This is a genomic window from Ruegeria sp. B32, assembly GCF_025141855.1.
GTDB classification, from domain to species: Bacteria; Pseudomonadota; Alphaproteobacteria; order Rhodobacterales; family Rhodobacteraceae; genus Ruegeria; species Ruegeria arenilitoris.
Genome location: NZ_CP081106.1, coordinates 75,756 through 98,105, shown reverse-complemented (window position 1 = coordinate 98,105; position 22,350 = coordinate 75,756). Strand labels below are relative to the sequence as shown.

The window sequence follows — 22,350 nt, the reverse complement described above, 5'->3', positions numbered from 1 at the left end:
TCACATCATTTCCAGCCTGTCACGCCGCAGACGCTCGGATTCTTGTTCAAATCCGACAATTTCGGCTGGTCATTGCCTATCGGGCGTCCGGCCAGGGCATTGGTCGGCCCTCGCGCAGGATGCCGGATACCGTGTCGGTGTAGCTGTCGCCGTCCCTTTCATGGCGGTCACCGCTGTGGAGAATCAGCGGCGCATGCAACCGAAAATCCGCGCGTCCCCCTTTGCGCGCCCGCAGGATCAGCAACTCGGCCCCGCGCCCCATGCGCGGCGCGATGGGCAGAACTTCTACCGAGCCCAACCGACCCGCGCAGGCCGACAGCATGTCCGGCAAGCGTTCCACGCGCTGGATCATGTGCAGGTACCCGCGCGGTGTCAGCCTGCGCGCCGCCGCATCAAACCAGTCGGACAGCGGCGTCTGCTCGCTCAGCGCCGTTCGCCGACCAGCATCGACGGCCGCGCTATGTGCACCGGGCCGATAATAGGGCGGGTTTGCGATCACGTGGTCGAAGTGCTGCTGACGCAGATCAGTCGGCATATTGGACAGGTCGGCCACGTGAACGGACAGATCAATCTCGTTGCATTGCGCGTTTCTTGCGGCCAGATCGGCATAGTCGGCCTGAAGCTCGATCCCAGTCGAGCACAGACCGGGTACGCGGGTCGCGAGACAAAGAACCGCAGCACCCGCCCCGCAGCCCAGCTCCAGCACCGACTGCCCGGCTTTGGCCGGAACTGCGGCAGCGAGTAGCACCGGATCGATACCGGCGCGATAACCGTCACGCGGCTGCCACAGCTTTAGGCGGCCACCCAGAAAGTCGTTGCAAGTCAGCGCGCTGTCAGGAAACCCGGTCATTTTCCCAGCGGAATGTCATTGTCACGCATCACCCGCTCTGCCCGCTCGAGGTCATCGGTCCGAACCATGAGGCGGCGCGGAAAGATTCCGATGCCTCCCTCGAGGACGCTCATATTTACGTCCATCTCAAAGCAGTCTATATCCTCGCCCTCAAGAAGAGCGGTTGCAAAGGCGATGATGGTCGGATCAGTGCTGCGCAGAAGTTCTTTCATGGGGATGGATGTAAGGGCAAGGCAGGACGAAAGTCGAGCCTTGTATCAGGAGTGTGATGACGATCAGCACGATCTCGAAACCGCATGAGCGACTGGCCGAGATTTTGGCCGGCGAAATGGAGGCGGTAAACACTCTGATCCGCACCCGCATGGCCTCGGAACACGCGCCCCGCATCCCCGAAGTCACCGCGCATCTGGTCGAAGCCGGCGGCAAGCGCCTGCGCCCGATGCTGACCCTGGCTGCCGCGCGGCTGTTCGGCTATGGCGGTGACCATCACATCCGCCTGGCCGCCACGGTCGAGTTCATCCACACCGCCACGCTGTTGCACGACGATGTGGTCGACGAAAGCGCCCAGCGGCGCGGCCGACCCACCGCCAACCTGCTGTGGGACAACAAGTCCAGCGTGCTGGTCGGCGACTATCTGTTTTCGCGCAGTTTCCAGCTGATGGTGGAAACCGGATCGCTGCGGGTTCTGGACATCCTGGCCAATGCCTCGGCCACCATTGCCGAAGGCGAGGTGTTGCAGATGACCGCGGCCACCGACCTGCGCACCGACGAGAGCGTGTATCTGCAGGTCGTGCGCGGCAAGACCGCTGCGCTGTTCTCCGCGGCGACCGAGGTGGGCGGCGTGATCGCCGGTGCATCCGAGGAGCAGGTCCGGTCGCTGTTCGCCTATGGCGACGCGCTGGGCATCGCCTTCCAGATCGCCGACGACCTGCTGGACTATCAGGGCGACAGCAAAACCACCGGCAAGAACGTGGGCGACGACTTCCGCGAGCGCAAACTGACCCTCCCAGTGATCAAGGCCGTGGCCCAGGCCACACCCGACGAGCGTGCGTTCTGGGAGCGCACGATCGAGAAGGGTCGGCAACAGGATGGAGACCTGGGCCTGGCCCTGAACCTCATGCGCAAATACGGCACCTTGGAGGAGACCCGGACAGACGCTCTGGCCTGGGCAGCCAAGGCCAAAACCGCTCTGACCGCGCTGCCCGATCACGAATTGCGCGACCTGCTCGGCGATCTGGCCGACTACGTCGTATCCCGCCTCAGCTGAGGACGCTGGCGCGACACCACCAGTCCGGCTGGGAAACACCAATCTCGTAGGCCGCAAAATGTGCGGCCTTCATGGACGGGTACAGCGCAAAGCAGGTCGAACCCGACCCCGACATGCGCACCAGCAGAACGTCCCGCGTTTCACCCAGCGCCTGCAACACGTCTGAAATTTGGGGCGCCAAGCCAATTGCCGCTTCCTGCAAATCATTGCGTTGCCCGGCCAGCCAGTCAGCGCAGGCCTCGGGCGTTTCGAATGCCGGGATCTCATCCGGCATCCCCGGATTGTCGCGCGAATCCAGCGCATTGAACACCGGCCCCGTCGGAACCGCCACGCCCGGATTGACCAGCAATGCGGGCAAAGCGGGCAATGCAACCGGCGCGACACGGTCACCAATGCCCTGCATCCGTGCGGCTCTGCCCAGTACACAAACAGGAACATCCGCGCCCAGGTCCAAAGCCGTTTCCAGCGGAACTTCCGCGTCTTCCCCTGCGATGGCCCGCAAAGTAGCAGCCGCATCCGATGAGCCGCCGCCGATTCCCCCGCCATGCGGCAGGAGCTTGTCCAACTGGATTTGCCCGCTCCATCCCATTGCCCGAGCGGCCCGCCAGACGAGGTTGCGGTCGTCGGTCGGCACCCCGGCGGAATGGGGGCCGGTCACGGTCAGGCGAATCTCGGGCCCGGGTGACAGGATCAACGTGTCTCCCACATCGGCAAAGGCGACCAGCGAATCCAGCTGATGGTATCCGTCGGCCCGCCGTCCGGTCACATGCAGGGAAAGGTTGATCTTCGCGGGCGCAAAGGCCTCAGTCGCCATTGGCGACCTTCAGGGGGGCCGCGCCTTCCTCGGCCAGCACCGCGTCCAGCCCGACCTCGAGTTTGCGACGGATCCGGTCGGGGTCGGCCTCGCCATCGGTATCTTCGGGGTCGATGAAGGACAACGCGCGCCGCCATTGGAAATCGGCCTCACGGGTGCGCCCGACGGCCCAGTAGACGTCGCCCAAGTGGTCGTTGACCACCGGGTCCACGGCCATCAGTTCAACGGCGCGCTCCATATGCTCGACCGCCTCGTCGTACCGGCCCAAGCGAAACAGGACCCAGCCCAAGCTGTCGACGATATAGCCGCTGTCAGGCTGGATCGCGACGGCGCGCTCGATCATGTCCAGCGCCTCTTCCAGTTTTTCCTGCCGCTCGACCAGCGAATAACCGAGATAGTTCAAAACCTGCGGCTGATCCGGATTCAACTCCAGGGCACGCCTGAAATCCGCCTCGGCCTTGTCCCAGGCCTTGAGACGTTCGTGGCAGATGCCGCGGGCGTAGTGCAGGAACCAGTTGCCACCCGAACCGGTTTCGGTCAGTTCGATGGCTCGGTCATACGAGGTTACAGCTGCGGCGTAGTTTTCCTGACGCCGCTGCAGGTCGGCCAAGGCGACATGGATACTGGGCAGATTGGGCTGCCGGGCCGCCAGATTTTCCAGCACTTCGATCGCCGCATCCGGTTTCCCCGATTGAGCCAGAATTTCGGCACGCCCCAGCTCGGCTGCGTGGAAATCGCTGCTATCCGTGGGAACCTTTCGATAGGCTTCGGCGGCCAGGTCGTACTGGCTCAACTGCTCAAGCAGTTCCGCGCTCAGCAGGATCGCATCGATGTGATCGGGCCGGAGGTAAGTCGCGATCCGCGCGTATAGCAGCACATAGTCATGTGCGGCCTCGGTGTTCAACGCCGCCCCGACCGAGAAAAAGACCTCGGCCACGCCATCGGTGGCCGACCCGACATGGGTGAATGGCAAAGTGCCACCGGCGCTGAGCGTGTCCACGTAGGACTCGATCGACGGGTCGCTGCCCGCCGCAAACACGTTTTCCAGAAATTGCAGAGCTTCGTCGTTGCGGTTGAGCTGCGACAAGACTTCGACACGCGCCAGCGCTGCACGTCGCGAGAATCGCGCAACGATACTGTCGTCGGCCGCAAAGATCGCCTCGGCCCCCTCGAAATCGCCAACCGACGCCAGCGCCAGCGCCTTGTGGTACAGCGCGAATTCCCGCAGCCCGTCCTGCTGGGCGACCTCATCGAACTGCGCCATCGCCTTGGTCATTTCGCCCTTGCCCAGATGCGCCCAGGCCGTCATCAGCCCATCGACCAGCGGGCCAACGCCCTGATTTTCCGGGTCACGGGCCAGCAATTCGTCGAACTTTCCGTCAGATACCAGTTTGGCGGAAACAACCATACGTGCGGCCTGGTTGGGCTGCCCGTTCGCCTCCATGTCCTCGGCGATCGGCAATGCACGTTCCACATCGCCAAGCGCCACGCGCGCCAGTAGCACGCTTTCCTTGAGCTTGGTGTTGCCCGGATCGAAAATCAGGGCCTTGGAGTAGTACTCCTCGGCCGCCTTGTAGTCGCTTTCATAGATGGCCTGGCGTCCAGCCAGATAGGATCCCGCGCCGGAATCCGCGTGAACCGGAACGACAGCCGCTGTCGCAAGAAACACGGCCAGCGCCGTGCGACGAACCAGTGAAACCACCTAATACCTGCCTTGTCTGCCTATGATTGCAGAACAAGCTAGGGCCTTGGCCCGCCAGAGGCAATGGCCGAGCGTTCACGGCCCCGCCATTGCCCGGGTTTTTGCCTACATGTTGGGGTAGTTCGGTCCGTCCCCACCCTGCGGCGTGGTCCACGTGATGTTCTGGCTGGGATCCTTGATGTCACAGGTCTTGCAGTGGACGCAGTTCTGGAAGTTGATCACGAATCGCGGCTCGGCCTCGTCCCTCACCACTTCGTACACGCCCGCCGGGCAATACCGCTGCGCCGGTTCGTCAAACTTGGGCAGGTTGACCTTCACCGGAATCTCGGGGTCGGTCAGCTTCAGGTGACAGGGTTGGCTTTCTTCGTGGTTGGTGAACGAAAACGCCACGTTGGTCAGACGATCGAAAGACAGCGTGCCATCGGGCTTCGGATAGTCGATGGGGGGGTGCTTGCTGGCATCCTCGGTCGCCTCGGCGTCGTTCTTGCCATGGCCCAGCGTCCCCAGCAGCGAGAAGCCCAGCGTGTTGGTCCACATGTCCATGCCACCCAGCACCAGCGAAGCGGTCAGGCCGTATTTCGACCACAGCGGCTTGACGTTGCGAACCTTCTTGAGGTCGCGGCCGATCGTACCGTTGCGCACCTCGTCTTCATAGGCGTACAGCTCGTCGCCAGACCGGTCGGCCTTGAGGGCCTCGAACGCGGCCTCGGCCGCTGCCTTGCCCGACAGCATCGCGTTGTGGTTGCCCTTGATGCGCGGCACGTTGACCATGCCCGCCGAACAGCCCAGCAGCGCGACACCCGGCGCCACCAGCTTCGGCATCGACTGATATCCGCCCTCGGTGATCGCGCGGGCGCCATAGGCCACGCGCTTGCCGCCTTTCAGCAGGTCGGCCACCACCGGGTGGTGCTTGAACCGCTGGAATTCCATGTAAGGAAACAGGTGCGGGTTCTTGTAGTTCAGGTGAACCACGAAGCCGACATAGACCTGGTTGTTTTCCAGGTGATAGATGAACGACCCGCCCCCGGCATTGCCGCCCAGTGGCCAGCCCATCGTGTGGGTGACGCTGCCTTCCTTGTGCTTGGCGGGGTCGATCTCCCAGATTTCCTTCATGCCGATGCCGTATTTCTGCGGCTCTTTCCCGGCGGACAGGTCGTATTTCGCGATCACTTCCTTGGACAACGACCCGCGCACCCCTTCCGACAGGAAGACGTATTTGCCGTGCAGTTCCATGCCCGGCTCGGTGTTGGGGCCATAGGACCCGTCGGGTTCCAGCCCGAAGACACCTGCCACGACACCCTTGACCTCGCCATTGTCGCCATAGACCAGTTCGGAACAGGCCATGCCGGGGAAGATCTCGACGCCCAGTTCCTCGGCCTGTTCGGCCATCCAGCGGCAGACATTGCCCATCGAGACGATGTAGTTGCCGTGGTTGTTCATCAGCGGCGGCATCGGCCAGTTTGGGATGCGCAGCTTGCCGGCCTCGCCCAGCATATAGAAGTTGTCTTCGCGCACCGGCACGTTCAGCGGCGCGCCCTTTTCCTTCCAGTCGGGGATCAGCGCATCCAGACCGCACGGGTCCAGCACCGCGCCCGACAGGATATGCGCGCCCACTTCCGAGCCCTTCTCCAGCACGACCACGTTCAGGTCGGCGTCCAGCTGTTTCAGACGAATGGCCGCCGACAGGCCCGCCGGGCCTGCGCCCACGATCACCACGTCGTATTCCATCGCTTCGCGTTCAATTTCGGCCATCGTGGGCTCCTCCGCTAACTATCCGAATTGGCGCCTGGGGCGCGGGCTCGGCGAAATTTTGTTTCCCGGCTGATTACCTGCTGGAAAAGACCTTGGTCAATCAAAACACGGCGTAACATTGCTGCAATGCGGCAGATCAGCCCTCGGGCGCGTCACCCATCAGGTACCTGGGACCGCTACCATGCGCCTTGGCCCGGTCGTCGGGGTTGTAGAGCGCGCATTTCGGCAGGCTCAGACAGCCACAGCCGATGCAGCCGTCCAGATTGTCGCGCAGACGCAGCAGAGTATCGATTCGCTGGTCCAGATGCGCGCGCAGGCTTAGGCTGATCTTTGTCCAATCCGCCGGCGTGGGGGTGCGGTTGTCGGGCAGACGGGCCAGAACCTCGCGGATTTCGGGCAGGGTCAGACCGAACTGCTGGGCGATCATCACGAAACTCAGCCGACGGATGTCGGCGCGCTGATACCGCCGCTGACCGCCCGGATTGCGCCAGGGGGAAATCAGCCCCTGCGCCTCGTAATAGCGGATGGCGGATACCGCCAACCCCGTGCGGCGCGCCAACGCGCCGATCGAAAGGCCTTCGGATACGGGCATGATCTCCTCCTGAAATAATCTCTTGAGCTAAAGTTAGGTTTAGGAATTACGGTGAGTCGAAACAAGCCTGAACATGAGAAGGAGACCCCATGATGGCGACGCTGGAACACACGAACTTCACCGTCCGCAACCCGCAGGCAACTGCCGCTTGGATGCAGGACGTATTCGGATGGAAGACCCGCTGGGAAGGCCCGGCCATCGCGGGGGGCTATACCGTACATGTGGGCAGCGCGCATACCTATCTGGCGCTTTATGCCCCGGCCGACCCGAAACCGTCGGGCCAAAGCAGCTATGACATCGTCGGCGGGCTGAACCATGTGGGCGTGCTGGTCGAGGACATCGACGCGACCGAAGCCAAGGTCCGCGCCGCCGGGTTCGAGCCGCACAACCACGCCGACTATGAACCCGGCCGCCGGTTCTATTTCGACGATGACAACGGCATCGAATTCGAGGTCGTTCAATATGATTGAGATGCTCTGGTTCGGCGCCGAGGCGCATCGCTGGAAACGCGGTGATCTGCTGGGGCATCGGCACAATCGGAAACCCCCACCGCACCGACGGCGTTAAGTTGCGGATTGCAGGGGCCAAACCCCTTGGCCTCTTGCATTTCACGCCATATTTGGGTCAGGTAATTGCCAACCCATCTTTCGCCCCGACGCTGGTCTCATGCGGCGGGGCGACTCAATTTGTGCGTGGAAAAAAGAAGATATGGAAAAGATCCCCATGACGCCCGCGGGCTTTGCCGCGCTCGAGGCAGAGCTCAAGCAACTCAAGTCCGTTGAACGCCCCGCCATAATCGAGGCCATCGCCTCGGCGCGCGAATTGGGCGACCTGAAGGAAAACGCCGAATACCACTCGGCCCGCGAAAAGCAGGGCTTCATCGAAGGCCGCATCAAGGAACTGGAAGGCGTTCTGTCGCTGGCCGAAGTGATCGACCCGACCAAACTGTCGGGCGCGATCAAGTTCGGCGCCAAGGTCACCCTGGTCGATGAGGACACCGACGAGGAAAAGACCTGGCAGATCGTGGGCGAGCATGAGGCCAATATCGAAAAGGGCCTGCTGAACATCAAATCGCCCATCGCCCGCGCCCTGATCGGCAAGGAAGAAGGCGACAGCGTCGAGGTGCGCACCCCCGGCGGCGTGCGCTCGTACGAAGTGCTGAGCATCCACTACGCCTGATCGGAGCGCGCCATGTCGGGCCAAGACCCTGATCCGGACAGCAAACGCCCCACCTGGCTGGGCATCTATGACCGTCCGGGCCGACCCAGCGTCACCGGGATCGAGATTGCGGCCGCGGCCCTCAGCCTGATCTGGCTGGTGGTGGCCGTGGTCTTTCTGGTGCTGCCCGAGCAGACGCAGGCCGGCGGTTTCATCGTGATGCTGCTTGCGGTTTTCATGCCGGTGGCGATGATCTGGGTCGCGGCGTTGGCCATGCGCGCCAGCCGCATCATGCGCGAAGAGAGCGCCCGGCTGCAGACCGCAATCGACGCGATCCGCCAAGCCTATGTATCGCAGCAACAGCGCTCGGCCAGCACCTACGAACCCGCGGTGGCCCGGAAACTGGATGAAATCGCCACGGCCACCCGGCACACCCAAAGCACGCTGGCCACGTTCTCCAGCAAGCGGCGGGATCTTGCGCCGCTGGCAAGACCTGCGGCACCCTCGGGCCAGACCTCGTTGGAACTGGGCACTCCGGCCGAGGAGATACCGACTCCTCTGCCCACCGACATTTTCATCCGCGCGCTGAACTTTCCCGAAACCGCCGAGGATACCGAAGGCTTCAACGCCCTGCGCCGCGCCATGAAAGACCGCAAGACCGCGCAACTGGTACAGGCCGCCGAGGACGTGCTGACCCTGCTCAGCCAGGAAGGCATCTACATGGACGACCTGCGCCCGGACATGGCCCGCCCCGAGGTCTGGCGCCAGTTCGCCAAGGGCGAACGCGGGCGTGCGGTCGCTGCTTTGGGCGGCATCCGCGACCGGTCGTGTCTGGCGCTGACCTCGGCGCGGATGAAACAGGACCCGATCTTTCGCGATGCGGTGCATCACTTCCTGCGCCGGTTCGACACCATGATCGTCGAATTCGAACCTCAGGCCAGCGACGCCGACCTGACCGCTTTGGGCGACACGCGCACGGCGCGCGCCTTCATGCTGCTGGGCCGGGTGGCCGGGACCTTCGACTAGCCACCGTCGAGCACGACCCACCGCATTTTCGTAGCCGAACTGAATCCGAACAGATGCTTGAACGGGCCGGTATAATCCTGCCCGATCACCTGAAACCCTTCACGCTCGTACAGGATACGCGCGCGCGGGTTGGTGTCGATCACGTCCAGGTGCACCTCGTGCATGCCCAGCCTCTGCGCTTCGTCCTTGATCGCCCGCAGCAACAGGGTCCCGACACCCTGCCCGCGCGCCTCGGCTGCCACGCATATGCCATCCATCTGGAACACGCCCGGCTTCAGGTCGCGCTCCAGAACGCTCAGGATCAGGCCCCGCCATAGGGCACCGAACCAGCCATAGACCCGGGCCAGATCCGCCAGCCCGCCCTGGGTCAGCCCACCGTCGCGGGTCTTGTACCCGGCCAGCCCCAGCATCCGCCCATCCGCATCCCGAGCCACCAGGGCGAATTCTGGGTTCAGCACCCGTTCGAAAAAGGCCAGCCCGCGCGCGTCCGGACCCATCACGCGCGATAGTTTGCCCGAGAACGCCTGCCAGAACAGCTCTGCTGCCCGCGCGCGCTCATCGGGGGAAAACCCGCGCGAGACCGAAACCGTCACAGGCCGAAACTGCCATAGGGTATGAAGCGAACCGGGTCTCCCGGCTGGATGTCCAGCGGGCCGTCCGGCAGTTCGACCAGCCCTTCGGCCCAGCTGAGCCCACTGATGCGACCCGACCCTTCCGAGTGGAACACCTCGACCCGACCGTCGCGGACCCGGGCGCGCAGGTATTCGCGGCGGCCCGGTTTCTTGCGCTTGGCGAACCCGGCGGGCAGGCCAAAGCCCTGCGGCTGCTGCCACCCCTCGCCCGCCATCAGGCCCAGCGCGGGCCGGGCAAAGATCAGAGTGCAGACCATCGCCGCCACCGGATTGCCCGGCAGGCCAAACACAGGCGTGCCCTGCCACAGGCCCAGCGCCAGCGGGCGGCCCGGCTTCAGCGCGATGCGCCATTCCTGCAAGGCCCCCGTCGCGCGAAGCAGGGCCGAGACATGATCCTCGTCCCCCGCCGAAGCGCCGCCGCTGGTCAGGATCGCGTCGGTTTGTTGCGCGGCCTTGTCCAGCCGGTCCCGCAGCGCGGCCCGGTCGTCGCCCACGCGGCCCAGATCGACCGGCACAAAGCCCATCCGTTGCAGCATCGACAGCAGCATCGGGCGGTTCGCATCATAGATCTGACCCGGCCCGGCGGCCTGACCCGGATCACGCAATTCATCGCCGGTGGACAGAACCCCCACGCGCAAGGGGGCGCGTACCGGGACCTCGGCCACGCCCACCGCCGACAGCAGCGCCAGATCGGCAGGTGTCAGGCGTCGCCCGGCAGGCAAAGCCAAGGCTCCGGCCTGCACGTCTTCGCCCGCCTTGCGCGTGTTGGCGCCGGCCTTCAAAGGGCCGTTGAAGGCGATGTGGCCGTCCTGCACGGTCACGTCCTCTTCCAGAATGACGGTATCCATCCCCTCGGGCAGCGGCGCGCCAGTCAGAACGCGCAGCGCCTGCCCCTCCGGCACGGCCCCCGCAAACGGCACGCCCGCCGCCGCGCGCCCCTCGGCCAGCGGCAGGACATGCGGGCCCTCGGGCCGACCACCGGCAAAGCCGTACCCGTCCACCGCCGTGTTGGGCAGCGGCGGATTCGACCGTTGCGCGATCACCTCCTGCGCCAGAACGCGCCCGCAGGCTTGACCAACGGGCAGGGTCTCGACACCGGCCACCGGGTGCAACCGGTCGCGCAACAGGGCCAGCGCGTCATCGACCGGGGTCCATTCGACCCCCGGCGGCAGGGCGAAACAGTCGTTTTTCAGCGGTGGAGGCGCAATCTTCGGCATGGTCCGGTCCTCGGGCATGGTCAGGGGCTGGGCTGCCGCCCTAGGCCGACCTCGGCCAGGATGAAATCGGCAATGGCAGGCGTGTCGTTCAGATCGAAGACCGGACGGTCCAGATCCAGCGGTGTGTCACTGGCCACCGCGCGGATCGTCGGATCGTCGGCGGCGATCAGCGGGTTTCCGGGTTGGGCGCGAAAGGCCTCGACCTTGGGGTGGCGCGCGCGCTTGTACCCCTCGACCAACACCAGATCGACCGGGGACAGGCGCGCCAGAAGGTCGTCCAACGGCGGCTCAGGCGCGCCGCGCAGCTCTTGCATCAAGGCGATGCGGCGGCTGGATGCCAGCAGAACCTCGGACGCCCCGGCGGTTCGGTGGCGGTGGCTGTCTGTGCCCGGCTGGTCGACGTCAACCGCGTGGTGAGCGTGTTTGACGGTCGAGACACTGAACCCGCGCCCGGTGATCTCGGCCACCAGCCGCTCGACCAACCCGGTCTTGCCCGCATTCTTCCAGCCGGTGACGCCGTAGACCCTCATGCCCGCTCCAACAGGTGCTGCGCCCGGATCAGATCTTCGGGCGTGTTGACGTTGAAGAACGGATCGAACGGGTCGGCCGGAAACAGCGCCTCGCGCCCGTCATGGCGGTCGGTCCACAGGACCACCTTGCGCAACCCGTCCGTCAGGGCCGCGCGCAGATCGTCGCGCAGAGCGACGGGCCACAGGCCGAAGGTCGGGTGCCGGTTCACCCGGCGGCCACCGCCCGATTTCAGCGCCTCGTCACCGGTGCGCGGCGTGGTGGCCAGAGCCAGCGGATGAGCCTGCCCCTGCGCCGCCCGCGTCAGCCGCTCGACCAGATCGCGCGGAAAGAACGGCGTGTCGGCGGCAGCGGTGACGATGCAATCAGCGCCCTGCCCCGCCGCCCAATCCAACCCGGCCAGAACGCCCGCCAACGGCCCGGCGTAACCCGCGATGCTGTCCGGCAGGACCGGCAGGCCAAGATCGGCAAAGCGCGCCGGATCGCCATTGGCGTTCAGCGCCAGCCCGGCCACCTGCGGCGCCAACCGGTCGATCACGTGCGCCAACAGGCTTTGCCCGCCCAGTTGCAGCAACCCCTTGTCGCCGCCGCCCATCCGCGTGGCCAGACCTCCGGCCAGTATGACGCCGAGGGGGCGTGATGTTTCACCTCCCATCGGCGCTTTTCCTTCGATGCTTCTTGTCCTCGACCGGCACGGTGGCCGGGTCCGCGTCGCGCAGCAGCCGGTCCTCGCCCGACAGGCACACAAAGCGCTGGCCGCGCATCCGGCCGATCAGGGTCAGGCCGACCTCACGCGCGATTTCGACGCCCCACGCGGTAAAACCCGACCGCGAGGCCAGAACCGGGATGCCCATCATCGCCGTCTTGATCACCATCTCCGAGGTCAGCCGCCCGGTGGTGTACAGGATCTTGTCCCCGGCCGCCTCGCCTTCGGACAGCATCCAGCCGGCGATCTTGTCCACCGCGTTGTGGCGGCCCACGTCCTCCATATAGACCAGCGGGCGACTCTCGCGGCACAGAACCGTGCCATGGATCGCCCCGGCCTGCAGGTACAGCGATGGCGTGCGGTTGATCTTGGCCGCCACATCATACAGCCACGAGGTGCGCACCTGAACCTGCGGCAGGCGCACGCCCTCCAGCCCCTCCATCATGTCGCCGAACACCGTGCCCACCGCGCAGCCGCTGGTGCGGGTCTTTTTCTTCAGCTTGTCCTCGTACGAGGTTTCGCGGGTCGTGCGCACCACGACGGTTTCCAGATCGTCATCGTAATCGACCCGCGTGATCTCGTCATCGGGGCGCAACATGCCCTGGTTGCGCAAAAAGCCCAGCGCCAGATATTCCGGGTAATCGCCGATAGTCATGGCCGTCACGATCTCTTGCGAATTGAGGAAGATCGTCAGCGGGCGCTCCTCGACAACCGAGATGCGGCTGACCTCGCCGTTCTGGTCCACCCCCTCGACCACGCGGGTCAACCGCGCCGCGCCGGGATCGGGGGCGATGATGTATTCCGACAGATCGGTTTCGGTGGCCAATTGCAACCCTCTCGCTGACCCGCTACTGCTGCGCAGACCACCATAGGATCTAGCCATGGCAACCTCCACATCCAAGTCATACTATTGGCAGGGTTTTCGCGACGGGACCCCGTTCATCTTCGTGGCGGTGCCCTTCGGCACCCTGTTCGGCGTCTTCGCGACCGAGGCGGGCCTGAGCATTCTGCAGACCATGGTGTTCACCGCAGCCGTATTTGCCGGCGCCGCGCAGTTTGCATCGCTGCAGCTGCTGCAGGACGGCACACCCACGGCCATCATTCTGGTTTCGGCACTGGCCGTGAACCTGCGGATGGCCATGTATTCAGCGTCTTTGACGCCTTATCTGGGCGCGGCGCCCCTGTGGCAACGGGTCTTTGCCGCCTATCTTACGGTCGACCAATCCTATGCCTGCTCGATCGTCCAGTTCGAAAAGGAACCGGACATGTCGGTTCCGCAGCGCATGACCTATTTCATGGGGTCGGTTTCGCCGCTGGTGCCCATGTGGGTACTGGCAACCTTTATTGGTGCCTACCTGGGAACGCAGATCCCGGATAGCTGGGCACTGGATTTCGCGCTGCCGATCACCTTTCTGGCCATGATCGGCCCGATGATGCGCACTCCGGCCCATGTGGTCGCGGCTCTGGTCGCCATCGTCGTGTCGCTGCTATGCGTGGCAATCCCCTACAATCTTGGCCTGCTGATCGCGGGCTGCGCGGGCATGATGGCCGGTGCGCAGGCCGAAGTGATGCTGGAACGCAGAAAGGTAGCGTTATGACCACCCCCGATCAGACAACGGTCTGGACGATCATCGTCGGGCTGGCGATCGGCAGCTATGCCCTGCGCTTCGTGTTCATCGGCTTTGTCGGAGACCGTCCGTTGCCGCCATGGTTGCTGCGGCATCTACGCTATACGGCGGTGGCCATCCTGCCGGCCCTGATTGCCCCTCTGGTCATGTGGCCCTCGGCCACCGAGGGCCAGCCGGACCTGCCGCGCATGGCCTCGGCCGTGGTTGCCCTGAGCGTCGGGTTGATCACCAAGAACGTGCTGGCCGCCATCTTTGCCGGGGCCGGCACGCTGTATGGTCTGCTGTACCTAGTTGGTTGAAGCCGCTTCCAGCTGGTTGAGCGCGGCGTTGTTGGCCGCCAGCCCCGCCTGCAGATCGGCGCTGTCGTTTTCACGATATTCGGTCGTGACGACCCCCGGAATCTGCCCGAACTGATCGGACAACTTGACCGGGTAGAAGGTGGTCTGGATCTGCTCGAACCCGGGAACCTGCTGCAGCAGCCGAGCAGTCGAGTTGGCGCAGTAGGCGCCCGGAACCGGTCCGGACTGCTTGGCCAGCTGATAGGCGATCTCAGCCTGTTGGGGTGTCACCTGGATGGTCTGGATGCGCGCATAATGCGTTTCGCGTGCGTGCGAGCTGCGATAGGCACGCTCGACCGCGGGGGTGATGCCATACAGCACGTCATCCTTGATCGGCACCACGTCGGCGCGGAACGACCCGGCGGGGTCGAAAATTACCCGCTCGCTGGCGCTGATCATCAGCGAGGTATGCGCGCCAGACCCCGTACGCGTGTTGATCATCGTGTACAGGGTCAGCGTTGAGGGCCCCGGGTCACGGTAGGATCGCGCAACGATCTCGGACTGGTCGGCCTGAGGGCGCTGCGACGTGGCACAGCCTGCGACGGTCACTGCCAGCAGGCAGGCAATCAAGATGCGAAACATGACCCGTCAGTCCGGCTTATGCCCCGAAGATCGCAAGAAATAGGGCAATGAAGCAGATCACCACGACGCTGTAGGTGGTGAATTTGATGAACCCGTTGAAGGTTTTGGTCTGGACGGTGATGTCCATCTCGCCGTGTTTGTGTTCAGCCATTTCGAAAGATTCCCAATTCGCGTGTTTGCCGGTTTGGATAAATCATATTTTCCGGCCTGTCACGACGTCAATCGCGCGCAGGTGCCCGAGTTCAGTCGCCCGCAGCCTCATCGGTGGCAAAAACCGAGCAGCCGGGATACCCGAAGCCCCACCGCCACGGCAGGCCGGTGCAAGGGCCACCTCCGAATCGGACGGCCATGAACATCGCCTCGGCGGTGATCGACATGGCCGACGTCACCTGCTCGGGCGTCATGTCGTATTGCGTGGCATAGTCCTGCGCATGCTGGGCTCCGAATTCCTTGACGCAGGCGCGCAGGGCGCGGTCAGCCTCCAGCCGGGCGTCGAAACTGGCGCCGGCGGACGTGGCGCCCCCGGCGGTGTGATACGCGCGATCATGAGTCACGCAGCAGGACTCCCACGGCGGGTGGCTTTCATAAACCGCGCGAAATCTGGGAAAGGTTTCTGCCACCAGCCGCCAGCTGGACGACATGCCCCCCGAGCAGCCATCGGTTTCAAACGTGCTCAATGGTTGCCCAACCGATTGCGCGATCAAAGCCCGATGCGCGGGCATCTCGACGCCGCGCATCAGATCCTGCGCCGAAGCCGACCCGGCAAGGCAGGCGAGCAAAAGACCGAAGCTAGGGGCTTTCATCGCGCATCGCCTCGGTATCGACCGACAGGCCGAAGGTCGTGGCCAGCCACAGCAGCAAGCGCTCGCCCGGTTCCATTTCGGCGCGGACACGCAGCACTTCACGCGCCATGGCGGGGCGGTCGGTGATCAGACCGTCGACACCCATCGAGGCCATCGACGACATCTGCAGCGGGTCATTCACCGTCCAGACATAGATATCCTTGCCTGCATCATGGACCGAGCGGATCAACCCGGGCGTGACCATCCCGGCATTCACCGCGACGAAATCGCCCTCCAGCCCGGTCAGATCGCCCACCGCCGTGGCAGCCAGAACGCCGGCGCGCCAGTCCGGGCGCAACGCTTTCATCTTCTGCACCGCCGGGTATTTGAGCGACATCGTGGCGATGTCCTGCTCCATCCCGAATTCTTCGACGATGGCGGCCACGCGGTTTTCAAGGTCGACATCATGGCCATAGTATTTCAGTTCGATGATGACCTTGGATTTGCCCTTCGCTGCCTCGAGAACCTCACGCAGGGTCGGGGTACGCTGATCGGCATATTCGGGGTCGAACCAGCTGCCGATATCGATCTGCGCCACATCCTCCATCGTGGCATCCCAGACTTTCATATTGACCCCGCCTAGCTTCATGAAGTCGCTGTCATGGGCCACGATCACCTCGCCGTCGGCGCTTTCCTGAACGTCGATCTCGACCCAGTCGGCCCCGTCTTCAATGGCCTTCAGCACCGCAGCCATCGTGTTTTCCGGCCGCAGCGCCGCCGCGCCCCGGTGGCCGATCACGTCGGCATGATCGGGTGCCGATATCTGGTCCAGGACGTCCTGGCTGAACCAGATCCCGGCCAACAAGGCCACAACGGCCGCGGCAACGGTCACCAGAACCGGGGCGCGCAGATTTCCGGCTTCGGGGTGAGGCAGCTCTGCCGCCCGAGGTTCAAAAAACGCATCCAGCAGAACCGCCAGCGCGCCCAGCGCCACAGCCGCCAGCACCAATCCGGCCAGAGACCACAGCCCGGCCACCAGCAGGCTGAGCGTCAGGGCCAACCGCAGGTTCGTGCCCTGTTCGAGAGGTACAAGGTGGAACAACAGGCTGGCCACGGCGGCAATCAGCGCAGCAATCGCCAGACGTACGGCCAGCCACAGCGCCAATTCGATCTTCAACCGGCCGCGTTTGCCCTCCATTCGGCGGGCGCTTTCGGCAAAGGCGTCCGAGGGCGCAATCCCCTCGAACAGCACCAGATGCAGGGCGAGCGCCCAGGCCGACAGGCGGCGGATCAGCACCCAGGCCAAAGCCAGCACCACCAGCCCGATCAGCGCGACGGCCACCTGGAAGGCGGGCGGATGGAAGGTCAAGTAATAGTTGATGTCGTATTCGGTCAGCGTCCACCACGCGATCAGGCCCGCGACCGCCACGAAGGGCACCGCCAGAACAAGCACCCGCAGGATGAAGCGCACCGCGAAGGAAAACAGCGTCGGCAGGCGCGACAGGATCAACCGCAAGGCCGATCCGCCGGCCCGCCACGGGTCGCTTTCGCCCATCCTGAGCGATCCGGCCATGACCGAAAAGACGAACACCTCGGCCAACAGGAACAGGCCCAGAATGACCACCGCCGCCACGAAACCAACCGGCGACAGGATGAACATGGCGATGTCCTGATCGGTCAGCGCGGTTTGGTCGGACAGCATCACCGCCAGGTTCACGGTGAAGGCCACGCCGGGTGCGATCAGCGCGATCAGCAGCAGACGCACCGCGAGATAGATGGGAACAAAGGTCCAGCGCCGGGCCCAGGCCCCGCGATAGGCATCTGTTACGGTTGAGAAATGTGACACGCCGGCCCCCTTTGAATGCTGAATTCATTCAAGGCCGCGCAGATGTGAATTGCAAGCGTGACGCTCAGCTTTCCTCAAGCTTGGCCGCGAGGCGGAAGCCGATGCGGTTGGCGGGCTTGTCCTCAACCGTTTTGGGCAGCGCGCGCAACATGACGTTCAGCTGGCTGACATGCTGCACCAGCTGGGTGCGCGCGCCCGAACCGTCCGAGCCGTAGAAGGTGATCACATCGGGGTCGAAATATCCCATCCCTTCGATCCGCATCACCCCGGCGTCACCACCGGTAAAGCCCATGGCGACCTCGTGATCGGCATCGAGCGTTTTTTCAAAGTTCTGGATGTACAGGATCAGCCGTTCATACGCCCATTGGGCGGGGCTTTTGCTGTCGACCGGCTGGCGCAGGGGTTCGGGCAGATCCTTGGTGCCCGACGAGCTGTCCGGGTCAGCATGAACCTCATAGCACCGGGGCAGAGCCGCCGCTTCGGCGGCCTCGGCCGAGGTTTCGATCTTGTCCTGCATCGTCTCAACCTTTGCGCTGATACACCCATGCGCCGTCTTCACGGCGCGCCCGGGTCACGGCTCCAGTGTGATAAAGATGGTTCAGATGCGCAACCGCCTCGACCAGCGCAAGCCCGTATTCGCCGTCGCGGATGGGGCGTTTGAACAGGGTCACGAAACAGTCCGACGCCGCCTTGGGCGCGTCCAGATCGTCCAGCAGGCGTGCAAGAGCGCCGTGGTGGTTCTCGATCAGTTGCTTCATGCGGATCGGCAGGCCGATGAAGGGCAGTTTGTGCCCGGGCAACACCACCTGATCGGGCCGTGCCAGCTGTTGCAGGCGCTCGCAGGCCTCCAGCCAGTCGGACACCGGGTCAGCCATCGGCTCGGTGGCATAGACGCCCAGGTTCGGGCTGATCGAACTGAGGATCTGGTCGCCCGAGATCACCAGGTTGTCGTCGCGGCTCCAGAACGTGGCGTGTTCGGGGGCATGGCCATTGCCCATATGCACGTCCCAGTCCCGCCCGCCCATACGGATCACGTCGCCTTGCTTGATGCGGACAAAGCCCAGAGGCATCGGATAGACCGTGTCGGCAAAATTGAAGGGCCGCTCGGACATGCGCTTGGCCAGGATCTCGGGGGCCATGCCGGCGCTGCGGTAGAATTCCAGCGTCTCTTCCGGCCAGCTCTCCTGCACGTCCAGCGTCAGCATTCGCGCAAACAACCATGCGGTGCGGCTCGAGACCAGATCGGCGCCGTGCTCCGACTGGAACCACCCGGCATTGCCGACGTGGTCGGGGTGGTGATGCGAAACCACCACCCGGGTCACCGGCTTGCCCGCAAGCGGCCCGGCCATTAGGTCGGACCACAGGCCGCGCGTCTTTTTCGATGAAATTCCGGTGTCGATCACCGTCCAGCCATCTCCGTCATCCAGCGCGTAGACGTTGACGTGGTCCAGCGCCATCGGCAGCGGCAGGCGCATCCACAGCACGCCCTCGGCGATCTCGGTGGCCTGTCCGGGCGCGGGCGGCTCGGGCCAGGGATGGCGAAACGCCGGAGGCCGCGCGCCGTCCATCACGCTGCCAGTTCGTCGGCGCTGAGCGCGAACAGGTCTTTGGCCCCGATCTGTGCTTGATCCAGCAGGCCCGCGTATTCCGGCAGGCGCGCGGTGATGAAGTACCGCGCCAGCTTGGCGCGCGGACCATCCGGATCGGCCAAAGCGGCGATCAGGTGGTAATGCGCGCCCAGCACGCGGGCGAAGGCGTTCAGATAGGCCACGGCCCCGGCAAAGCGGTTGTTCATGTCCTCTTGCGCCGCCAGCCACTCGGTCGCCTCGCGCAGGGTTTCGGTCGCCTCCCATACCGGGCCGGCCAGCTCGGGCACGGTGGCGCGGGCGCGCTCGGCGTGATCTTCGATCTCGTCCAGCAGGCGGGCGGCGGCTTCGCCCCCATCCATCATCTTGCGGCCGACAAGGTCCATTGCCTGAATGCCGTTGGTCCCCTCGTAGATCGCGGTCACGCGGACATCGCGGTAATACTGCGCGGCGCCGGTTTCCTCGATATATCCCATGCCGCCATGCACCTGCAGGCCGGTTTCGGCCACGCGCATGCCGGTCTGGGTGCCGAAAGCCTTGCAGATCGGGGTCAGCAGGGCCGCCCGCGCGGCCCAGTCGGCGTTGCCGGTGGCCTTGGCCATGTCGATGGCCGCGGCATTGGCCAGCATGATCGCACGGGCGGCGAACAGGTCGGCCCGCATGTCCATCAGCATCCGGCGCACATCGGCATGATCGATGATCGTGCCCGAGGGCGTCTTGCCCTGCTTGCGCTCCAGAGCATAGGCCAGCGCGTGCTGATAGGCGCCCTCGGCCGCGCCCACGCCCTGCCCGCCGACGCCGAGGCGCGCGTTGTTCATCATGGTGAACATGGCGGCCATACCTTTGTGTTCCTGGCCAACCAGCCAGCCCTTGGCGCCGTCATACTGCATCACGCAGGTGGGCGAGCCATGCAAGCCCATCTTGTGTTCCAACGACACCACCTTCAGGTCATTCGCCACGCCCGGATTACCGTTTTCATCGGGGATGAACTTGGGCACCAGGAACAGGGAAATCCCCTTGGTCCCCGGCGCGCCATCGGGCAGACGGGCCAGAACCAGGTGGCAGACATTCTCGCAGAAATCATTGTCGCCCCACGAGATGTAGATCTTCTGCCCGGTGATCGCATAGGTGCCATCGCCGTTGGGTTCGGCCTTGGACGTCAGCGCGCCGACGTCAGACCCGGCCTGCGGTTCGGTCAGGTTCATCGTGCCCGACCATTCGCCCGACATCAGTTTGGGCAGGTACAGCGCCTTGAGCTCTTCGCTGGCGTGGTGTTCCAGCGCCTCGATCTGACCCTGGCTCATCAACGGGGCCAGCTGCAGCGACAGGCAGGCGGCGCTCATCATCTCGTTCACGGCGGTGGTCACGGTCATAGGCAGGCCCATGCCTCCATATTCCGGGTCGCCGCTCATGCCGATCCAGCCGCCCTCGGCGATCGCTTTCCAGCCATCGGCATAGCCGGGAGAGGTCCGCAAAATCCCGTTCTCCAGCCGCGCGGGGTGCAGATCGCCGGGGCGCTGCAGGGGGGCCATCACCTCTTCGCACATCTTGCCGGCCTCGGACAGAATGGCGCTGACCACGTCCGGGGTGGCCTCGGCGAATTTCTCGGTTGCGGCGACGTCCTTGAACCCCACCACCTTGTCCATGAGGAACTCGTAATCAGTGACAGGAGCGCGATATGGCATGGTTTCCCCCGGAAATCGTGTGTCGGTCGCAATGGCGGGCTTGGAATCCATGGCCCGCGCCGGTATTCATCTAAGCTTGTTCGATTACCTATCCGTCCCCCTGTTGCAAGCAACCAAAACGCCGCGTCACCACCCATGATCCCCAACAGCACGCAATATCTGGATGCTGATCCCGCCGGGATTGCAGCCGCGGCCGACCTGCTGCGTCAGGGACTGCTGGTCGCCTTCCCGACCGAGACCGTCTACGGGCTGGGCGGCGACGCCCGCAACGGCGAGGCGGTCGCCGCGATCTACGCCGCCAAGGGGCGACCCAGTTTCAACCCGCTTATCGCGCATGTCGCCTCGGTCGAGGCCGCCAAACGCTATGTCGAGTGGTCGGACCATGCCGAACGACTGGCGGCTGCGTTCTGGCCCGGTCCGCTGACGCTGGTGCTGCCGCTGCGCGCAGGGCATGGCGTGTCCTCGCTGGTGACGGCGGGGCTGGAGACGCTGGCCGTGCGGGTGCCCGCCCACCCAACCGCGCGCGCACTGCTGAGCGCAGTTGACGGACCCGTCGCTGCCCCATCGGCAAACCCCTCCGGTCGGATCAGCCCGACCACTGCGGCGCATGTGCGCGCCGGTCTGGACGGTCGGATCGCCGCCGTACTGGATGACGGACCCTGTTCGGTCGGGTTGGAATCGACCATCGTGGGCTTGGCCGGCACCCCCGCTTTGCTGCGGCCCGGCGGTGTGGCACTGGAACAGATCGAAACGGTTCTGGGTACGCGCCTGACCCGCCACAAGCCCGGAGATCTGCTGACCGCTCCGGGGCAGTTGCTGTCACATTATGCTCCGGATGCATCGGTGCGGCTGAACGCCACCGAGCGGCGCGGGGACGAGCTGCTGCTGGGATTTGGCAGTGTCGATTGCGACCGCAACCTATCTGCCAGGGGTGACCTGATCGAGGCGGCGGCAAACCTGTTTGCGTATCTGCACGAACTGGACGGTACGGGGCGGCCAATTGCCGTCAGCCCGATCCCTTCCGAGGGCGTCGGGGCGGCCATCAACGACCGCCTGCGCCGGGCAGCGGCGCCACGCAATTCCTGATCAGGCCCGACCGGCGCTGGCCGACAGCGTCAGCGGATCGACACCCAGCGTGGCCAAGGCGGCCTCCCACTTTTCGTCGTCGGCAACGTCAAAGACCAGTTTCGATGTGGCATCGGTCGTCAACCAGCCATTGGCCGCGATCTCATCTTCCAGCTGTCCCGGCCCCCATCCCGAATAGCCCAGCATCAGCATCGAGTTCAGCGGCCCCTTGCCAGAGGCGATATCTTCGAGCACGTCCAGCGTCGCCGTCATGCTAAAATCGCCGGCCACGTGCAGCGAATGCAGATTTGCATCGTAGTCCGCGCTGTGCAGCACAAACCCCCGGGACAATTCGACCGGCCCACCAAAATGCACGAGGCGTTCTCCGACAACCGGGATGCGGCACGCGATGTTCAACTGTTCAAGCAGCGTCTTGATTCGCAAATCCGACGGTTTGTTCACGATCAGACCCATCGCGCCGTCATCGCCGTGGCTACACAGGTACACCACTGAATGATCAAAGCGCGGATCGCCCATGCCGGGCATCGCAATCAACAGTTTTCCAGTCAGATCCATCAAAAAAACTCGTGAGGC

General features: G+C 64.5%; 26 protein-coding genes. 7 read left to right on the top strand and 19 right to left on the bottom strand.

Annotated elements, in window-relative coordinates:
* Positions 1-76: 76 nt before the first annotated feature.
* Entirely contained in the window at positions 77-850 is a 774-nt protein-coding gene (locus K3752_RS00515; protein ID WP_260064058.1) for a tRNA1(Val) (adenine(37)-N6)-methyltransferase, read from the bottom strand.
* Positions 847-1,062, bottom strand: coding sequence for a DUF2007 domain-containing protein (locus K3752_RS00510; protein WP_260064056.1), 216 nt, complete (start codon positions 1,060-1,062; stop codon positions 847-849). The genes K3752_RS00515 and K3752_RS00510 overlap by 4 nt, the downstream gene beginning before the upstream one ends.
* 56 nt (positions 1,063-1,118) lie before the next feature.
* On the opposite strand from K3752_RS00510, the gene K3752_RS00505 reads away from it, so the two are divergent.
* A complete protein-coding gene (locus tag K3752_RS00505) occupies positions 1,119-2,117 on the top strand; it encodes a polyprenyl synthetase family protein (protein ID WP_260064054.1) in 999 nt (332 codons plus the stop codon).
* Here K3752_RS00505 and K3752_RS00500 read toward each other — a convergent pair.
* The 4 genes from K3752_RS00500 to soxR all read right to left on the bottom strand — a co-directional run bounded on the left by K3752_RS00500 (position 2,110) and on the right by soxR (position 6,977).
* Positions 2,110-2,931 carry a 4-(cytidine 5'-diphospho)-2-C-methyl-D-erythritol kinase gene (locus K3752_RS00500; protein WP_260064053.1) on the bottom strand — a complete coding sequence of 274 codons (822 nt, stop codon included), beginning with the start codon at positions 2,929-2,931 and terminating at the stop codon, positions 2,110-2,112. The two genes, K3752_RS00505 and K3752_RS00500, sit on opposite strands and share 8 nt — an antisense overlap.
* Positions 2,921-4,633, bottom strand: coding sequence for a tetratricopeptide repeat protein (locus K3752_RS00495; RefSeq protein WP_260064052.1), 1,713 nt, complete (start codon positions 4,631-4,633; stop codon positions 2,921-2,923). The genes K3752_RS00500 and K3752_RS00495 overlap by 11 nt, the downstream gene beginning before the upstream one ends.
* A gap of 105 nt (positions 4,634-4,738) precedes the next feature.
* Positions 4,739-6,385, bottom strand: a complete 1,647-nt coding sequence (locus K3752_RS00490) for an electron transfer flavoprotein-ubiquinone oxidoreductase (protein ID WP_260064051.1) — start codon at positions 6,383-6,385, stop codon at positions 4,739-4,741.
* Between the two features lie 136 nt (positions 6,386-6,521).
* Complete coding sequence (gene soxR, locus K3752_RS00485) at positions 6,522-6,977, bottom strand: redox-sensitive transcriptional activator SoxR (RefSeq protein WP_170452212.1); 456 nt, start codon at positions 6,975-6,977, stop codon at positions 6,522-6,524.
* Between the two features lie 89 nt (positions 6,978-7,066).
* Between soxR and K3752_RS00480 the strand changes: the two genes are divergently transcribed.
* From K3752_RS00480 to K3752_RS00470, 3 genes are all read left to right on the top strand, one after another.
* A complete protein-coding gene (locus tag K3752_RS00480; RefSeq protein WP_170365441.1) occupies positions 7,067-7,447 on the top strand; it encodes a VOC family protein in 381 nt (126 codons plus the stop codon).
* A gap of 238 nt (positions 7,448-7,685) precedes the next feature.
* Entirely contained in the window at positions 7,686-8,156 is a 471-nt protein-coding gene (gene greA, locus K3752_RS00475) for a transcription elongation factor GreA (protein WP_005978981.1), read from the top strand.
* 12 nt (positions 8,157-8,168) lie between these two features.
* The gene (locus tag K3752_RS00470; protein ID WP_260064049.1) at positions 8,169-9,161 is read left to right on the top strand and encodes a hypothetical protein; all 993 of its coding nucleotides are present in this window, start codon (positions 8,169-8,171) and stop codon (positions 9,159-9,161) included.
* On the opposite strand, the gene K3752_RS00465 is transcribed toward K3752_RS00470, so the two are convergent.
* The 5 genes from K3752_RS00465 to K3752_RS00445 are packed head-to-tail and all read right to left on the bottom strand — an operon-like array spanning position 9,158 to position 13,127.
* Positions 9,158-9,754: a GNAT family N-acetyltransferase gene (locus tag K3752_RS00465; RefSeq protein ID WP_260064047.1), complete on the bottom strand. Its 597-nt coding sequence runs from the start codon at positions 9,752-9,754 to the stop codon at positions 9,158-9,160. The two genes, K3752_RS00470 and K3752_RS00465, sit on opposite strands and share 4 nt — an antisense overlap.
* Positions 9,751-11,010 carry a gephyrin-like molybdotransferase Glp gene (gene glp, locus K3752_RS00460; RefSeq protein ID WP_260064045.1) on the bottom strand — a complete coding sequence of 420 codons (1,260 nt, stop codon included), beginning with the start codon at positions 11,008-11,010 and terminating at the stop codon, positions 9,751-9,753. Before glp ends, K3752_RS00465 begins: the two co-directional genes overlap by 4 nt.
* 20 nt (positions 11,011-11,030) lie before the next feature.
* Complete coding sequence (gene mobB, locus K3752_RS00455; protein ID WP_260064043.1) at positions 11,031-11,540, bottom strand: molybdopterin-guanine dinucleotide biosynthesis protein B; 510 nt, start codon at positions 11,538-11,540, stop codon at positions 11,031-11,033.
* On the bottom strand, positions 11,537-12,193 hold the full coding sequence (gene mobA / locus K3752_RS00450) for a molybdenum cofactor guanylyltransferase MobA (protein WP_260064042.1): 657 nt from the start codon (positions 12,191-12,193) through the stop codon (positions 11,537-11,539). The genes mobB and mobA overlap by 4 nt, the downstream gene beginning before the upstream one ends.
* Positions 12,183-13,127 (bottom strand): formate dehydrogenase accessory sulfurtransferase FdhD, encoded by a 945-nt coding sequence (locus K3752_RS00445; RefSeq protein ID WP_260064040.1) that lies wholly within the window; start codon positions 13,125-13,127, stop codon positions 12,183-12,185. Before K3752_RS00445 ends, mobA begins: the two co-directional genes overlap by 11 nt.
* On the opposite strand from K3752_RS00445, the gene K3752_RS00440 reads away from it, so the two are divergent.
* Together K3752_RS00440 and K3752_RS00435 are read left to right on the top strand one after the other, a co-directional pair.
* A complete protein-coding gene (locus tag K3752_RS00440) occupies positions 13,126-13,842 on the top strand; it encodes an AzlC family ABC transporter permease (RefSeq protein WP_260064039.1) in 717 nt (238 codons plus the stop codon). The two genes, K3752_RS00445 and K3752_RS00440, sit on opposite strands and share 2 nt — an antisense overlap.
* Positions 13,839-14,171, top strand: a complete 333-nt coding sequence (locus tag K3752_RS00435; RefSeq protein ID WP_260064038.1) for an AzlD domain-containing protein — start codon at positions 13,839-13,841, stop codon at positions 14,169-14,171. Before K3752_RS00440 ends, K3752_RS00435 begins: the two co-directional genes overlap by 4 nt.
* Here K3752_RS00435 and K3752_RS00430 read toward each other — a convergent pair.
* The 7 genes from K3752_RS00430 to K3752_RS00400 all read right to left on the bottom strand — a co-directional run bounded on the left by K3752_RS00430 (position 14,160) and on the right by K3752_RS00400 (position 20,691).
* Positions 14,160-14,792, bottom strand: a complete 633-nt coding sequence (locus K3752_RS00430; RefSeq protein ID WP_093963529.1) for a hypothetical protein — start codon at positions 14,790-14,792, stop codon at positions 14,160-14,162. The two genes, K3752_RS00435 and K3752_RS00430, sit on opposite strands and share 12 nt — an antisense overlap.
* Positions 14,793-14,808: 16 nt before the next feature.
* Complete coding sequence (locus K3752_RS00425; RefSeq protein ID WP_093963530.1) at positions 14,809-14,943, bottom strand: aa3-type cytochrome c oxidase subunit IV; 135 nt, start codon at positions 14,941-14,943, stop codon at positions 14,809-14,811.
* 91 nt (positions 14,944-15,034) lie between these two features.
* Positions 15,035-15,595 (bottom strand): hypothetical protein, encoded by a 561-nt coding sequence (locus K3752_RS00420; RefSeq protein ID WP_260064036.1) that lies wholly within the window; start codon positions 15,593-15,595, stop codon positions 15,035-15,037.
* A complete protein-coding gene (locus K3752_RS00415; RefSeq protein WP_260064035.1) occupies positions 15,582-17,420 on the bottom strand; it encodes a glycerophosphodiester phosphodiesterase in 1,839 nt (612 codons plus the stop codon). The genes K3752_RS00420 and K3752_RS00415 overlap by 14 nt, the downstream gene beginning before the upstream one ends.
* A 64-nt stretch (positions 17,421-17,484) precedes the next feature.
* The gene (locus K3752_RS00410) at positions 17,485-17,937 is read right to left on the bottom strand and encodes a DUF6173 family protein (protein ID WP_260064034.1); all 453 of its coding nucleotides are present in this window, start codon (positions 17,935-17,937) and stop codon (positions 17,485-17,487) included.
* Positions 17,938-17,941: 4 nt separating this feature from the next.
* Positions 17,942-18,988 carry an MBL fold metallo-hydrolase gene (locus K3752_RS00405; protein ID WP_260064033.1) on the bottom strand — a complete coding sequence of 349 codons (1,047 nt, stop codon included), beginning with the start codon at positions 18,986-18,988 and terminating at the stop codon, positions 17,942-17,944.
* On the bottom strand, positions 18,988-20,691 hold the full coding sequence (locus K3752_RS00400) for an acyl-CoA dehydrogenase (protein ID WP_260064028.1): 1,704 nt from the start codon (positions 20,689-20,691) through the stop codon (positions 18,988-18,990). Before K3752_RS00400 ends, K3752_RS00405 begins: the two co-directional genes overlap by 1 nt.
* Positions 20,692-20,826: 135 nt before the next feature.
* Between K3752_RS00400 and K3752_RS00395 the strand changes: the two genes are divergently transcribed.
* Positions 20,827-21,777 (top strand): L-threonylcarbamoyladenylate synthase, encoded by a 951-nt coding sequence (locus tag K3752_RS00395; protein ID WP_260064026.1) that lies wholly within the window; start codon positions 20,827-20,829, stop codon positions 21,775-21,777.
* On the opposite strand, the gene K3752_RS00390 is transcribed toward K3752_RS00395, so the two are convergent.
* Positions 21,778-22,332 carry a YqgE/AlgH family protein gene (locus K3752_RS00390; RefSeq protein WP_093963536.1) on the bottom strand — a complete coding sequence of 185 codons (555 nt, stop codon included), beginning with the start codon at positions 22,330-22,332 and terminating at the stop codon, positions 21,778-21,780.
* Positions 22,333-22,350 lie beyond the last annotated feature (18 nt).

What these genes read in the sequence shown, in the direction of transcription:
- K3752_RS00445 (WP_260064040.1), bottom strand. Translation starts at nt 13,127, where the DNA reads ATGGCTAGATCCTATGGTGGTCTGCGCAGCAGTAGCGGGTCAGCGAGA.
- greA (WP_005978981.1), top strand. Translation starts at nt 7,686, where the DNA reads ATGGAAAAGATCCCCATGACGCCCGCGGGCTTTGCCGCGCTCGAGGCA.
- K3752_RS00480 (WP_170365441.1), top strand. Translation starts at nt 7,067, where the DNA reads ATGATGGCGACGCTGGAACACACGAACTTCACCGTCCGCAACCCGCAG.
- K3752_RS00510 (WP_260064056.1), bottom strand. Translation starts at nt 1,062, where the DNA reads ATGAAAGAACTTCTGCGCAGCACTGATCCGACCATCATCGCCTTTGCA.
- K3752_RS00515 (WP_260064058.1), bottom strand. Translation starts at nt 850, where the DNA reads ATGACCGGGTTTCCTGACAGCGCGCTGACTTGCAACGACTTTCTGGGT.
- soxR (WP_170452212.1), bottom strand. Translation starts at nt 6,977, where the DNA reads ATGCCCGTATCCGAAGGCCTTTCGATCGGCGCGTTGGCGCGCCGCACG.
- K3752_RS00440 (WP_260064039.1), top strand. Translation starts at nt 13,126, where the DNA reads ATGGCAACCTCCACATCCAAGTCATACTATTGGCAGGGTTTTCGCGAC.
- mobB (WP_260064043.1), bottom strand. Translation starts at nt 11,540, where the DNA reads ATGAGGGTCTACGGCGTCACCGGCTGGAAGAATGCGGGCAAGACCGGG.
- K3752_RS00505 (WP_260064054.1), top strand. Translation starts at nt 1,119, where the DNA reads ATGACGATCAGCACGATCTCGAAACCGCATGAGCGACTGGCCGAGATT.
- K3752_RS00395 (WP_260064026.1), top strand. Translation starts at nt 20,827, where the DNA reads ATGATCCCCAACAGCACGCAATATCTGGATGCTGATCCCGCCGGGATT.
- K3752_RS00400 (WP_260064028.1), bottom strand. Translation starts at nt 20,691, where the DNA reads ATGCCATATCGCGCTCCTGTCACTGATTACGAGTTCCTCATGGACAAG.
- K3752_RS00410 (WP_260064034.1), bottom strand. Translation starts at nt 17,937, where the DNA reads ATGCAGGACAAGATCGAAACCTCGGCCGAGGCCGCCGAAGCGGCGGCT.
- K3752_RS00435 (WP_260064038.1), top strand. Translation starts at nt 13,839, where the DNA reads ATGACCACCCCCGATCAGACAACGGTCTGGACGATCATCGTCGGGCTG.
- K3752_RS00425 (WP_093963530.1), bottom strand. Translation starts at nt 14,943, where the DNA reads ATGGCTGAACACAAACACGGCGAGATGGACATCACCGTCCAGACCAAA.
- K3752_RS00420 (WP_260064036.1), bottom strand. Translation starts at nt 15,595, where the DNA reads ATGAAAGCCCCTAGCTTCGGTCTTTTGCTCGCCTGCCTTGCCGGGTCG.
- K3752_RS00405 (WP_260064033.1), bottom strand. Translation starts at nt 18,988, where the DNA reads ATGGACGGCGCGCGGCCTCCGGCGTTTCGCCATCCCTGGCCCGAGCCG.
- K3752_RS00500 (WP_260064053.1), bottom strand. Translation starts at nt 2,931, where the DNA reads ATGGCGACTGAGGCCTTTGCGCCCGCGAAGATCAACCTTTCCCTGCAT.
- glp (WP_260064045.1), bottom strand. Translation starts at nt 11,010, where the DNA reads ATGCCGAAGATTGCGCCTCCACCGCTGAAAAACGACTGTTTCGCCCTG.
- K3752_RS00490 (WP_260064051.1), bottom strand. Translation starts at nt 6,385, where the DNA reads ATGGCCGAAATTGAACGCGAAGCGATGGAATACGACGTGGTGATCGTG.
- K3752_RS00430 (WP_093963529.1), bottom strand. Translation starts at nt 14,792, where the DNA reads ATGTTTCGCATCTTGATTGCCTGCCTGCTGGCAGTGACCGTCGCAGGC.
- K3752_RS00470 (WP_260064049.1), top strand. Translation starts at nt 8,169, where the DNA reads ATGTCGGGCCAAGACCCTGATCCGGACAGCAAACGCCCCACCTGGCTG.
- mobA (WP_260064042.1), bottom strand. Translation starts at nt 12,193, where the DNA reads ATGGGAGGTGAAACATCACGCCCCCTCGGCGTCATACTGGCCGGAGGT.
- K3752_RS00390 (WP_093963536.1), bottom strand. Translation starts at nt 22,332, where the DNA reads ATGGATCTGACTGGAAAACTGTTGATTGCGATGCCCGGCATGGGCGAT.